Source organism: Shinella sp. (assembly GCF_052438155.1).
Lineage (GTDB): Bacteria > Pseudomonadota > Alphaproteobacteria > Rhizobiales > Rhizobiaceae > Shinella.
In genome coordinates this window covers 1-12,576 of record NZ_JBQVPI010000057.1, presented here as the reverse complement: position 1 = coordinate 12,576, position 12,576 = coordinate 1, and the positions used below count along the sequence as shown (strand labels likewise).

Here is a 12,576-nt window from a genome sequence, read left to right as displayed (position 1 = left end):
TTTAAGCCCTGTTGGAGAACCTAGCGACTCGCGGTTTCTTGGGCGATTCAGACCCGCGATCCGACCAACTCAATCCTGACCTCTTGGGGGCTGCGGCCATTTCTATATCCTGACCTGACTTGACTGATGAGGTCAGGTCAGGCAGCAATCAGCATACCAAGAATGAAGCTTTGATCGCATTATGGCATGGAAACGGATGTTAGCCCAATAGCCGAGGCTCGTGATGAGAAGCCCGAGGAAGGATCCCCTGGCCGTGCGATGCGGGTTGCTGCCGCGTTGAAGGCAAAGGGCGGCGACGAGTTCGCCAAGCCAGGCAGCATCATCGAAATCAAGTTTGTCAAAGGCGAATCTCTCAGTCTGACAGCTTCGCGACTACTTGCTCTCATGATCCTCACAGCTGGGGGTGACGCCTGGGAGGATCGCCCTCACCGCATACGTAAGGCCGACATTCGGCGAGGCCACAAGGGCAATGAGCGAATTACCGACATGCTTCAGGAACTGCACCGAACGCTGTTTGCCGTCGACGACAAATCCTGGCGGGGAAAGAAGGCGACGCTCCTGTTTTCCCTGATCTCGCGGTCGAAGGAGGAGACAGATGAGGAGGGCGGCGAGACTGGATGGATCGAGTGGGAATTCACTCCTGATGCTCGCAAGCTCATCCAGGCATCAGAAACCTATGCTGTGCTCAATCGGCAAGCGGTGCTTGGCTTCCGTTCGAACTATGCCTTGAAGCTTTACGAGCTGGGAGCACTCCGACTTCATCGTCGACAAGCAACTTGGCGGGGAGACATGCAGGCGCTGCGCGCAGCATTGGGTATTCCACCAGATGTTTACACAGACTTCGCTCAACTTCGGCGCAAAGTTCTGGAGAAGGCAAAATCCGAAATTGACCAGCTAGCTCACTTCCGTGTTGAGTGGCGGGAAATCAGGCAGGGTCGAACAGTCACGGAGATCGAGTTCCGGTTCGAACCCAAAGGCGCACCGGAGGTGCTTGAGACTGTCGACGAGCTTGATCGTCATTCAGCTGGACGCCAGGCGAGGCGTGATGGGGCTGTAGAGAGCGTTACAGTGGGGCAGGGGGCTATTCCGGCACCGCGAGGAGCAGTCTCAGCTAAGAAGCCATCCGAGGCGACATTTCCAGTGGGAACGCTGCGCTTTGGTCATGACGACCTCCTTGAGATAGGCCGTAAGCATGGCGGTGGTTGGGACGTAGATCTGATCGCCAACGGCTTTCGCGAGCATATGGGTGAGCGTTTGGAGAAGCTTCGCGGTGCGAAGCTGATCGCCGCCTGGAAAGGGTTCTGTGAGGGGTGGTTCAATCGCCGGGGCCGACCCTGAACGGCAGAAATTGCACGCGTGCAATTTTCTAAGCCCCCACCGAGTCAGGATAGGGCGCGGCGACCCAGATTTCTGACCGATTATGCGCTCCAACTTTCGAAATTCCCGATTTTCTTGACCGAAAAGCGCAAGTCGGTGTAGCATATGCGGAATTGCGAAAGGATGGCATGTGTCTAACGGACTTCAGATTGAAGAAGCCGAGCGTTTGGTCTCGGTCGCGACGCTGGCCAGTCGAACCTCCTCGGTACTCGAAAAGCTCCGAGATTCCGCGCGAAGCGCTAGGGCAGATGACCGGCGCGAGCCAACCTTTACAATCGGGAAAGCGTCCGAACTTGTGGGCCGCACACCGGCTGCTATCCGTGATGCGGAAAAGGACGGCCGCCTGCCAGAGCCTGCGAGGACCGACAACAACAGGCGAGAGAGATATACGCTTGCCCAGCTGAACGACATGCGCGGCGTGTTCGGGACAAGACCCTATCGGGCTCCAAACGATCCCTGCTGTGTCGTGGCCGTTCAGAACTTCAAGGGAGGTGTTGGTAAGTCGACTTTGGCCGTTCACCTTGCTCAGTATCTGGCCATCAGAGGCTACCGTGTTGCGCTCGTCGATTGCGACAGCCAAGCCTCGGCGACGACCCTTTTTGGGTATGTGCCGGATCTCGACCTCACCGAAGATGATACCCTTTATCCGTTCCTTCGTGAGGGGGAGCGATCATCTCTGGACTACGCGCTCCGCAAGACTCACTTCGACGGTCTGGAGCTCATTCCCGCCAACCTTCGTTTGTTCAACTCCGAATACGAACTAGCCGCACGGATGGCACAGGGGAACGGCGCGCTTCTTGACCGACTGAAGGAGGGAATCGAGAGTATATCGGATCGGTTCGATGTCGTGGTGATGGATCCGCCGCCTGCCCTCGGGGCGATCTCGCTGTCCGTGCTGCGGGCCGCTAACGCATTGGTCGTGCCGGTACCGCCGACTGTTATGGATTTCTCCTCGACGGCTGCATTCCTCTCGATGCTAGATGAAACGATTGAGCAGCTGGCAGACCGTGGTCTCGCTCCAGAATTGAAGTTCCTCCGCTTTGTCGCGTCCAAGGTCGATGAGAATAAATCGATGCAGAAAGAGCTGTTGCAGCTGATGCGGACGCTATTCGGGCATGCGATGGTTCGCACGCCTCTCAAGGACTCGGCCGAGATCGACAATGCTACAGCGCGGCTGATGACAGTGTATGAGCTTGATGGCCCTGCCACGAGTTCGGCGGTTCGCAACCGTTGCCTGAACTATCTTGATGGCGTGAATTCGGAAATCGAAGTTGATATTCGATCGATGTGGCCCAGCCATCAGAAGCGCCTCCGTCAGGAGGCTTTGGTATGAGCCGCTGGAAAATTGCACGCGTGCAATTCTGCTAATGGGAGGCTTGCATGAGTAGGAAGAACAGTGGTTTCGCGGCCGATCTGGCGGCAGGTATTGACCTGACCGAGGATACTGCTGCCCCTCGTAGATCGAGCATTGCCTCAAACGTGCTTACGGGGCGTTCAAACCGTCTTGCTGACCTGGCGTCGGGAGCGATTGTTTCTCGCACACATGAGCTTGTTGACCCAGCAAAGTGTCGGATGTGGGCAGGTCATAACCGCGACTATGCTCTGCTTAATGAGGAACGCTGCGCGGACCTTATTGAGAGTATCAAGGCTCAAGGGCGGCAGGAGATACCCGCGATCGTCCGTCGCCTTTCCGGAGATGACGGGTTTGAGTTTGAGGTCATTTGCGGAGCGCGCCGACACTGGTCGATCAGCTGGCTGCGCTCGCACAACTATCCAGACTTCAAGTTTCTCGTCGACGTACGCGAGATGGGCGATGAAGAGGCCTTCAGGCTCGCGGACATTGAAAACCGGGCTAGGGATGATCTCACCGATCTCGAACGCGCAAAAGACTATCTGCGCGCCCTGACGGCCTATTACGATGGTCGGCAGAAGACGATGGCGGAAAGGCTTAAAGTCTCCGAAAGCTGGCTAACGCGGTATCTCGATCTGGCACGGCTGCCAGATGGGCTGACCAGGGCATTTGCCAATCCGCAGGAGCTTGGCATTCGCAATGCGATTGCGCTCAAAGCGCTCCTCAAGCCTGAGGATCGACGGGAGCGCGCCTTCCGTGAGGCGGAACGTCTTGCTGCAGAGCGCGAGCAGACTGGCAAGTCGATGTCTGTGATTGAGGTGATCAAGGCGCTCGCTCTCGCGGCAGACCCCCCCAAGAAGTCAGGATCCCCCAAGAAGTCAGGAAAGCCTGAAACCGTGGCCAGTGCTAGTGGGAAGCCAGTGCTTCGGATCGATGGGGCTGACCGTAAGGGCGTCCGTGTCACGTTGCTGAATAAGGGCGGCGCGACACGGCAGGAAGCGGAAGAGGCTATTCGCGCCGTTCTAGATCAGCACTGGCCGGCAATATAGCGCCGTCGGTCTGCCGAAGGAGCACCATACTTGCCTCCTGAAGTGAAGCTACCGATTGAGAAGCGGTGCGCTTTGTTACACCCAGTCCCCGAGCGAGCTCAGCTCGGGTAAGTGGGCCCAAGCTGACGATCATCCGCCAGGTTTGCGGAGCAGTCGAAGAGGCATACAGCCCAGAAAGTACATCGTCGGCCTGAACGACAGCCCTTCGCAGGAAGCGCAAATCGACCTCAGCCTTTTCGCTGGCTACCTGGAGCGCCGCGCGAAGCACAACGGGCAACGGCTCTTCATGGAGTTCACGAAACACAGCACGCGGCATGACCCCAGCAAGCACCATTGGAGCCGACCCCAGCCCAAACAAGTGTGGCCGCATGGCCGCCGCAAGCGACGCAGCCCAGGCCGCCCCCCGCGGCGCCGAACGTGTGACCGCGAACCCACCGACCTGAAGCATCTCGCTGCCGCCTTCGAGAAAGTCGATTTCTTCAGTTCGCAGCTCCGCCAACCATTCAAGCAGGGTCCCCATCGGATCACGGGTCGGCAGCACCGCATCGAGCCGTTCGAGTGCACGATCGGCGGGCAAGTAGGCCTCGCTGAACCCTTCAGAGTGACATTTGGCGGCCATGACCAGCTTGGCGGCATGGGCGAGGGGAGGGTGACCTCGCCGGCTGATCCACGACAAGAACTGACGGCGTTCTTCGGAATACCACGAGCGCACAAGCTCGTCGGCCTCAAGCCCCGGATTGTGTTCAATTCCAAGATTATCAAACGGATAATCGCGCACATGCATGCGCCAGAGGCGCCGGAGTGAGGCCAGCGCAAGGCATTCGGACAGCTCGGGTGAGATGAAGGGGAGGGCGCCTTCGATGCGGGCAAGCGTCAGTTGCCAGGGTGCTGGGGCGGATGCCATCGGCCAGATAGTATATAAATGGCCTAAAAAGTATACCCAGCTTGTACGGTGCCTTTGCTGTCCGATAAGAGCCCTTCACGGACGATATGTCTATCGATATAAGGCAGGCGAAATTCGGTGCGATCTCGCCCGTGCGCGAAGGCACAGGGAAGGCACCCCCGTGACAATCAAGCTTCAGGAACGTCGCCGTGGACGATGACAGCAGTAAGACCATAAGGCTTTCAGATGAAGCCGCGCTCGCGACGCGGGGGAATGCGATCCCGCCGCAGCTCGCAGCTGAGATCGAGGCGGCGCGCTCGTACCGGGCGCGATCCAAGGCGGCCAACACTGTGCGGGCCTATGACAGCGACTGGCGGCAGTTCGAAGAATGGTGCTGGGTGCGCGATCTTGAGCCTATGCCGGCTTTGCCGGAGGCAGTGGCCACATACCTTGCCTCGCTGGCGCAGGCGGGGAGGGCGGACAGCACCATCGGGCGGCACCTTGCCGCTATCGCCTGGCACCACAGGCAGGCAGGTCAGGTCGCACCTCAGCATCGCGATCCGCGCGATGTGATTGCTGACACACTTGCTGGGATTCGCCGCGAGCAGCGTGCGCGGCCGACGCGCAAGAAGAGCGCCATTCTGGCCGTCGATCTGGCTCGAATGATCGCAGCGGCCGAAGGCAAGAGTTCGCGAGCGATCCGCGACCGAGCGGTCATGGCACTTGGGTTGGCGGCGGCGCTGCGGCGTTCCGAACTGGTCGCGCTACAGCTGGCTGACCTCGAACTGGTGCGCGAGGGGCTCAAGCTGACGATCCGGCATTCTAAGACCGACCAGGAGGGGGCAGGGCAGGTCATCGCGGTTCCCTCGGGCAAGGTGCTCAAGCCTGGTCCCCGCCTCAACGAATGGCTCAGCGTCAGGGGAGGGGAGGCAGGTCCCCTGTTCTTCCGCACCGACGCACAAGGGATGATGACCAAGGAGCCCATGTCGGATCGCTCGGTTGCCCGCCTGATCCAGCGTTACGCCGAAAAGGTTGGGCTCGATCCTGCCGCATTCGGTGCCCACTCGCTACGCTCAGGGTTCCTGACCGAGGCAGCCAAGGCGGGGGCCTCATTGCCGAAGATGCAGGAGGTATCGCGGCAGAAGAAGGTCGAAGTGCTGCTCGGCTATGTCCGCGACGCAGCCCTGTTCGAAAACCATGCGGGCGAGAGATTTCTGTAGTTCGTGTTTTTGAGCACGCTGCATGGTCCAATTGACCGGGTCTGGGACATTGGACGAACCCGCTCCGCGGGAGGGGCGCTTGCGGTGGGGACACGCTGTAATTGCAAGGGCCCCTGGGCGAGGCGGAGTCGCCATGAGATTGTGAGGTTCCTTCAACACAGAGGAACTCACCATGGACACCACGATTACTTCCGCCCCGATTGGTTCACTGCGCGAGCGGATGCTGCAGGAGATGAAGCTTCGAGGACTTGGGGCGCACACGCAACAGGACTACATTCGCCATGTGCGATCTTTCACCGCGTTTCTGGGCCGCCCTCCCGATACGGCCAGCGCAGAAGACCTCCGACGTTTCCAACTCGATCAGCATCGCCGTGCCGTCGGTCCGGCAACCATCAATGCCGGGGTATCGGCTCTGCGCTTTCTCTTCACCATGACGCTCAAGCGGCCAGAGGTTGCGCTTGGCCTATCTGTCATCCGGAGCGAACCCAAGCTTCGAGAGGTCCTGAGTGTCGAAGAGGCGGCACGGTTGATCGAGGCAGCACCGGGCATCAAGTACAAGGCCGCATTCAGCGTAGCCTACGGTGCGGGCCTGCGCGTGTCCGAGGTGACCCACCTCAAGATCGCAGATATCGACAGCCAGCGCATGATCATCCGTGTCGAGCAGGGCAAAGGACGCAAGGATCGTAACGCCATGCTTTCCCCGCACCTGCTGGATTTGCTTCGTCAGTGGTGGCGCGAGGGCAAGCGCCGCGGGGTGATGCTGCCCAATGGCTGGCTCTTCCCAGGTCGCAACTGCACCGACCCGATCTCGGCGCGCCAGTTGAACCGCGCCGTGCATGAGGCGGCCGAGTTCGCCGGGATTCATAAGCGAGTGAGTCCGCACACATTGCGCCATTCGTTTGCCACGCACCTGCTCGAGCAGGGTGTCGATATCCGCGTAATCCAAGTGCTGCTGGGCCACACCAACATCGATACGACTGCCATCTATACCAAGGTGTCGAGCAAGACCATGCGGGCGGTAGCCAGTCCGCTTGACCAGATCGTTGCGCTTATGGAAGGCCGGAACCGAACGGTATCGCCGCCCGGTTGAACCGGTGCGCACCTCGATCGAGGTCGCCGACATCTTCCGGAGTGCCGGGCCCGCATATCGCGCAGCCCATGCCGGGCATCTGAGCCTCGGCCAGCTTAAGGTCATGACGGCGATTGAGACCTGCCGCACCGCCGCGCTGGGCGGTCACGTCGAGGCCTGCGACGACTGCGGGCACTGGCGGATCGCCTACAACTCCTGCCGCAACCGGCATTGCCCCAAGTGCCAGGGAGCGGCGGCGCACACCTGGCTGGCCGCGCGCGAGGCCGATCTGCTGCCAGTGGGATACTTCCACGTCGTGTTCACGCTGCCGGCCGAGGTCGCGGATATCGCGTGGCAGAACAAGGCGGTGGTCTATGATCTGCTGTTCCGCGCGGCTGCGGACACGATGCTGACCATCGCCGCCGATCCCAGGCACCTCGGCGCACGTATCGGCATCACCGCCGTATTGCATACGTGGGGATCGGCACTGACCCACCACCCCCATGTGCACATGATCGTGCCCGGTGGTGGCATCGCGCTGGACGGCACGCGCTGGGTCTCGTCGCGCCCGGCGTTCCTGCTGCCGGTGCGGGTGCTGGGCGCGTTGTTCCGCCGGCTGTTCCTCACGCGCCTGCTGGCGTTGTACGATGCCGGCAAGCTGGCCTTCTTCAACACCTTGGCCGGCCTCGCGGAACGCAAGGCCTTCCTTCGGCATCTGTCGCCGATCCGGAAGAAGCGCTGGGTGGTCTATGCCAAGCCGCCCTTCGCCGGGCCGCAGGCGGTGCTGGCCTACCTCTCGCGCTACACCCATCGTGTCGCCATCTCCAACCGGCGTCTCATCACCTTCGACGAGACCGGCGTAACGTTCCGTTACAAGGACTACCGTCGCAGCGGTGCCGAACGCCAGCAGGTCATGACGCTGGAGACGGACGAGTTCATCCGCCGCTTCCTGATCCACGTCCTGCCGCGCGGCTTCCATCGCATCCGGCATTACGGCCTGCTCGCCAGTTCGACGCACAAGGACGCCATGCCGCTCGCCCGCAGGCTGCTGGGGGTCGCTGCGCCGGTCGAGGAGCCCGAACCGGAAGAACCACCCGACCATCGCCCGCCATGCCCATGCTGCGGCGGGCACATGACCATCATCGAGGCCTTCGCCCGCTGCTACCAACCGCGTGCACCGCCGCCCCCAGTATCCTCGGCCCGGAGACACGCGGCATGATCCGGCATGGCTCATACTACTGCATGGCCGAGGTCACGGTGTCCCGGCCCATGGGGATATCTGCGCCCGCTCCATGGAAGCGATCAAAACTACAACCACTGCACGCAGAATCAGGGACCCATCGCGGGCAAATCTCACCCGCTGCCCATGCTATCGTGCCGATGATGGGCACGCTGCCACGTCTGACCCAGTCCCCCCAATCCACATCAAAGCCCTTTTACCCATAGACCGGCGAATGGGGCCCGCGGGTTCCTCCATGTCAGGATTCCGTACGCAAGCGCCCGAAATCCTTAGACAAAGCCGCCATTCGCCACTGCTAAAGGGAACGACCGGTTATGTTTATACCGGCCATTTCCGAACGTTTGAAGATGTTGAGAGAAAGACAGGTTTGGGCGGGTTTAGAATGGAAGCCGTTGGCGATCCTCCCCTCGGGAAAGCGCATACATATGGACTTCAACAAGGTCTGGATTGGATGCCGCTATCGCGTTTGGTTGCCTACGCCTGCAACCGGATGTCATCGGCGTGCGCAGGATAGGGTGCCGTCTTGCCCGGTTCGAATGGCTTGCCGCCCAGCTTGCTGGCAAAGCCGTGGTTGACGTCGCGGTGGTGCGCCTCGTCCGCCCGGACGAGCAGGACGACATCGCGCAGCGTCGCATCGCCTGCCATCTTCCAGTAATGCTTGGCAATCGCAGGGGCAGGTACGTTGGGCGAGCGGCCTTCGTCGATCTCCTGAAGGTATAATGTGTAGCTGATCACCGCTTCTTCCTCGAAATAGCCCACGACGCGGTGCGCGGTGCGAGACGAAACCAGATAGAGGATCGAGAACAGCACCAGGAAAATCCACTGCGCCATCAGGATGACCAGCCGCTCGAACAACGTCGGCTTGGCAATTTCGATAAACGTCATCAGGTGCATGCGCTCGTTCTCCGCCTCTTCCATCAGGGTGCGGATCCAGCCTTCATCATCCTTCATTGCGCGCAGGCTGGTCAGATGGGTGAACATGGCACCGACCATGCCGGGCACCGCGGCGACCGTCTCGAGCACTATGGCACGGTGCCCGTAGCGCTTGGCGAAAAAGGTGTCGGCCGTGAAGCGCAGCAGCTTGGTGAAGCCGAGCGCGAACCGGTCCGAAAGGCCCTCGGGGGCATGATGGATCACCGGCTGGGCATCATGCTCAGCGGCCAGCGCCTGCCGGTCGGGCGTAAGAATCGTGTTGACCATATTCGGTCCTTTCAGGACACGGAGGGTGCAATCGGGGAGGGAGTGCCTGTTCAGTCGCGTGATGTGCACGCAGCGCCAGCGGCAGAATTTTTGACGGCTATGACGAAACGTGGTGGGTGAATGCCCGATTGCAAGGCGATGCTGGGCGCCTTGCGACCAATCGAACGGGCAGGCTTGATGTTAGCGCGTTGACGCAATGCGTTCCAAAGCGTTGCTCTCGGCTTGCGCATACATAGCCGCTTCCTTGCCGATCAGGATCTCGGCCAGTGCCCAATACGCCTCGCCCCAGGCCGACAGGACCTCATCGGTGGCTGCGTCGCCCAGAATGTCGCGGATCGCAGGCAACAGGGCATTTGCGACCATTGGATAGTGCTCGGGCCTGACGCCTGTCTCAACGTGCCGCGCGGCCATACGCATTACCGGGGCCGTCAACGCTTCGAGCTTGTCGATGTTCTGCGCATAGGCGAGAATGGCTGCGGCAAGCCGGCGCGGCTGTTCGCCGCTTTCCTGCGCGGCCTCGTCAAACATTGCCTTGACCGCAGGATCGACGAACAACCGCTCGTACATCCGTTGGGTGATCGCCACGCCATGCTGTTGCAGCGCAGGCGCGGTCGAATTGACGATTGCCCTAGTCTCGGTGCTCAATATTCTGCTCATTTATTTCCTCCTCAGGAATAGCCAGTGTGACAGATTGGTGCTCACGGGCACGGGTGATGTCAGGTCAGAACAGACCGTGGCTGCCACCGACCGCGCCCCCCAGCGTGATCAGCGAAAGCATGATCAGGATGTGGTGGACGCGTTCCAATCGCGCGAAATCGGCTTGCGGGGTCCGCGACGTCGCGAGGTGGCGGTGTAGAAACAATGGCTCGATGATGAACAGCATCAGCGTGAACACCGCCCAAAGCGCGACCATTGCGTGCATCCACCAGAAGCTCGGATCGGCAAAACGACTCCACATCTCGGCCCGGTGCACCATCCAGAAGCCGCTGGCCCCTGCGAGAAGGACCCAGATTTTGGCCTGCCCTGCGAAGCGCTCCTCGATCGCATGGAATTTGCCAAGCCTGTCAGCAGGGGTTTCACTGTGCCGGATTGTCGGCATCACCACCCGAGTGACAAAGCCCACACCGCCGATCCAGAACAACACCGCCACGACATGGACGACGCGCGCGAGCGCAAAATCATCCACCGGACCGCTCGGACGTCAGGTCACCGTCAAGGACGGGTTCTGACCGGTAAAACTCGACCTGCATCGACATCTTGCCCAGAGGGACCACGTAATGCGTGGCCAGCGGTGCAATCGGTGCAGGCGTATCCGGTGTGACCAGCACTTCGCGACGCGGGTCGGTGAAGATCAACTGCACCTCGCCTTCCAGCACGCGCAAAAGACCCCAGGTCCCGTCCTTGGTTCGATGATCGTTGCGCAGTTTATCGGGCAGCGACTGCTCGTCGAAAACAGGCGAGGATGCATAAGGTGTCAGCGTCATGGTTTGGTCTCCAGGGGGACAGGCTCAGTCGTTCGGTTGCGCAGCGCCGCCAGCCCACCGCGTTCGGCCAGCACCCCGGTCACCAGGCTGTCGGCAATCCGGTGGGCCGATGTTCGGAACCGTTCTGCTGCTTCTTGATCTCCGACGTCCTGCGCAACAGTGGCATCCCAGAGCGCCAGCCAGCGCTCGAAATGGGCCTTGGTCAAGATGCCCATCGCTATGTGCTTCTGCATCGGCCGGCCGTTGAAGCGGCCAGGTTCGATCATGATAGAGGCCCAGAAATCCTTCATTCGCGGCAGGTGATGCGACCAGTTGGCGACGTGTTGGGCAAAGATCGGCCCGAGCAGGTCATCAAGCTGGATGCGGGCATAGAAGTGGTCGACCAGTTCCCCAATTAGGGTTTCGTCGATGCCAACCTCGGCAGCCTTTGCGCGTTGTTCCGCACGAACGCGCTCGGCATGTGCTGTTGCGTTCATCGCGCGCGTCCTGATAAGATGTATTGCATTTGCATCTTATATTGCGACTGGCGGCAAATAGCAATATTTGATATGCATGTTTAATGAGAATGTCGTTGCATGCCGATTACGCCCTGCGCACCTTGATGTATCTGGCGGTCCATGATGGCCACAGGTCGATCGGCGAGATCGCGCAGGCCTATGGGATATCCAAGAATCACCTGATGAAGGTGGCACAACGTTTGGTGGCGGAGGGTTTTCTTGAGGCCGTACGCGGGCGATCCGGTGGCCTTCGGCTAGCGCAGGCCGCAACTCAGATCAATGTCGGCCAAGTCGCGCGCAAGATGGAAGAAACCGGCAGCTTCGTGGAGTGCTTCGATCCCGCCACAAACAGCTGCGTAATCACGCCAGCATGCCGACTGCGCCACGCCCTGGCCGGCGCGCTTGAGGCATTCTTCCGGCACCTCGATCGCTATTCACTTGGCGATCTGGTCAAAGACCCCTTAGCACTGCAAGAGAGCCTGCTCTAAATGGGTTTGGTCGGTTATCTGGAAGATGGCCTGGTCAGCCTTGTTAATTGGGGACATACCGCAAGCAAGTCTCTCGGCTATGATCCTGGACCCGAGTTGTAAGTACGCGCGATAGCCTGACCGGATTTGCGAGCAGCGCTGACGATGCCGGCGCCGATTAACCCCATGCCAATGAAATGGTACCAGCCGATAGGCTCCATCAAGAACACAGCCGCAAGCAAGGCCCCGATGACGGGCATGATATTGAGATAGAGACTAGTTGCCGTCGATCCAAGCAGTTCGACTCCGCGATTAAAAAACAGATAGGCAATCAGTGAAGGAAACAGACTGACATAGGAGATAGCCAGCCAGCTTTCCGGCCGGTTTTCAATTAAGCGACCGCTTGCGATTTCGGCGATATAGAAGGGCGAGATCATCGCAATGCCGACGACGAAAGTTGCCGCCAGAAAGCTTAGCGGATGCACAGCGGGACGTTTACGCAGCAGCACAGAGTAGATCGACCAGACGACGACCGCCACACAGATCACAAGATCACCTGAATTGAACTCGAATCTGACGAGCGCAGACAAGTTACCACCAAGGATAATCATCAAAGCCCCGCTGATGGAAAGAACTATCCCTGCCAGCTGCGGAAGGCCGACCTGTTCGCGGAAAACTGCCGCTCCAAGCAGCAGGATCAAAACTGGCTGCATCGACTGCAACAAGAGACCATTGACCG

At 60.0% G+C, this 12,576-nt stretch carries 14 protein-coding genes; 7 read left to right on the top strand and 7 right to left on the bottom strand.

Annotated elements, in window-relative coordinates; genetic code table 11:
- The first annotated feature begins 186 nt into the window (after positions 1-186).
- From ACT6VE_RS33425 to ACT6VE_RS33415, 3 genes are all read left to right on the top strand, one after another.
- Positions 187-1,338 (top strand): replication initiation protein, encoded by a 1,152-nt coding sequence (locus ACT6VE_RS33425; protein ID WP_444802486.1) that lies wholly within the window; start codon positions 187-189, stop codon positions 1,336-1,338.
- Positions 1,339-1,507: 169 nt separating this feature from the next.
- Positions 1,508-2,710: an AAA family ATPase gene (locus tag ACT6VE_RS33420; RefSeq protein ID WP_054136652.1), complete on the top strand. Its 1,203-nt coding sequence runs from the start codon at positions 1,508-1,510 to the stop codon at positions 2,708-2,710.
- A gap of 47 nt (positions 2,711-2,757) precedes the next feature.
- The gene (locus ACT6VE_RS33415) at positions 2,758-3,777 is read left to right on the top strand and encodes a ParB/RepB/Spo0J family partition protein (protein WP_054590507.1); all 1,020 of its coding nucleotides are present in this window, start codon (positions 2,758-2,760) and stop codon (positions 3,775-3,777) included.
- Here ACT6VE_RS33415 and ACT6VE_RS33410 read toward each other — a convergent pair.
- Positions 3,737-4,681: a hypothetical protein gene (locus ACT6VE_RS33410; RefSeq protein WP_444610430.1), complete on the bottom strand. Its 945-nt coding sequence runs from the start codon at positions 4,679-4,681 to the stop codon at positions 3,737-3,739. The genes ACT6VE_RS33415 and ACT6VE_RS33410 overlap by 41 nt on opposite strands.
- A gap of 188 nt (positions 4,682-4,869) precedes the next feature.
- Between ACT6VE_RS33410 and ACT6VE_RS33405 the strand changes: the two genes are divergently transcribed.
- From ACT6VE_RS33405 to ACT6VE_RS33395, 3 genes are all read left to right on the top strand, one after another.
- Positions 4,870-5,880 carry a site-specific integrase gene (locus ACT6VE_RS33405; protein ID WP_444610431.1) on the top strand — a complete coding sequence of 337 codons (1,011 nt, stop codon included), beginning with the start codon at positions 4,870-4,872 and terminating at the stop codon, positions 5,878-5,880.
- 172 nt (positions 5,881-6,052) lie between these two features.
- Positions 6,053-6,970, top strand: a complete 918-nt coding sequence (locus ACT6VE_RS33400) for a tyrosine-type recombinase/integrase (protein WP_444574160.1) — start codon at positions 6,053-6,055, stop codon at positions 6,968-6,970.
- Between the two features lie 4 nt (positions 6,971-6,974).
- Positions 6,975-8,168 carry an IS91 family transposase gene (locus tag ACT6VE_RS33395; RefSeq protein WP_444802485.1) on the top strand — a complete coding sequence of 398 codons (1,194 nt, stop codon included), beginning with the start codon at positions 6,975-6,977 and terminating at the stop codon, positions 8,166-8,168.
- Positions 8,169-8,663: 495 nt separating this feature from the next.
- Here ACT6VE_RS33395 and ACT6VE_RS33390 read toward each other — a convergent pair whose 3' ends face one another.
- The 5 genes from ACT6VE_RS33390 to ACT6VE_RS33370 all read right to left on the bottom strand — a co-directional run bounded on the left by ACT6VE_RS33390 (position 8,664) and on the right by ACT6VE_RS33370 (position 11,349).
- Positions 8,664-9,389 (bottom strand): alternative oxidase, encoded by a 726-nt coding sequence (locus ACT6VE_RS33390; RefSeq protein ID WP_444609881.1) that lies wholly within the window; start codon positions 9,387-9,389, stop codon positions 8,664-8,666.
- Between the two features lie 180 nt (positions 9,390-9,569).
- Positions 9,570-10,034: a globin domain-containing protein gene (locus tag ACT6VE_RS33385; protein WP_444802484.1), complete on the bottom strand. Its 465-nt coding sequence runs from the start codon at positions 10,032-10,034 to the stop codon at positions 9,570-9,572.
- Between the two features lie 76 nt (positions 10,035-10,110).
- Positions 10,111-10,575, bottom strand: coding sequence for a hypothetical protein (locus tag ACT6VE_RS33380; protein ID WP_444609879.1), 465 nt, complete (start codon positions 10,573-10,575; stop codon positions 10,111-10,113).
- Entirely contained in the window at positions 10,568-10,873 is a 306-nt protein-coding gene (locus tag ACT6VE_RS33375) for a DUF1971 domain-containing protein (RefSeq protein WP_444609878.1), read from the bottom strand. The genes ACT6VE_RS33380 and ACT6VE_RS33375 overlap by 8 nt, the downstream gene beginning before the upstream one ends.
- Entirely contained in the window at positions 10,870-11,349 is a 480-nt protein-coding gene (locus tag ACT6VE_RS33370) for a group III truncated hemoglobin (RefSeq protein WP_444609877.1), read from the bottom strand. The genes ACT6VE_RS33375 and ACT6VE_RS33370 overlap by 4 nt, the downstream gene beginning before the upstream one ends.
- Before the next feature lie 89 nt (positions 11,350-11,438).
- Here ACT6VE_RS33370 and ACT6VE_RS33365 point away from each other — a divergent pair, with 89 nt between their 5' ends.
- Positions 11,439-11,858, top strand: coding sequence for an RrF2 family transcriptional regulator (locus tag ACT6VE_RS33365; RefSeq protein WP_444802483.1), 420 nt, complete (start codon positions 11,439-11,441; stop codon positions 11,856-11,858).
- Between the two features lie 77 nt (positions 11,859-11,935).
- Here ACT6VE_RS33365 and ACT6VE_RS33360 read toward each other — a convergent pair.
- A partial coding sequence (locus tag ACT6VE_RS33360; RefSeq protein WP_444802482.1) for a DMT family transporter occupies positions 11,936-12,576 on the bottom strand: 641 nt, incomplete at its 5' end.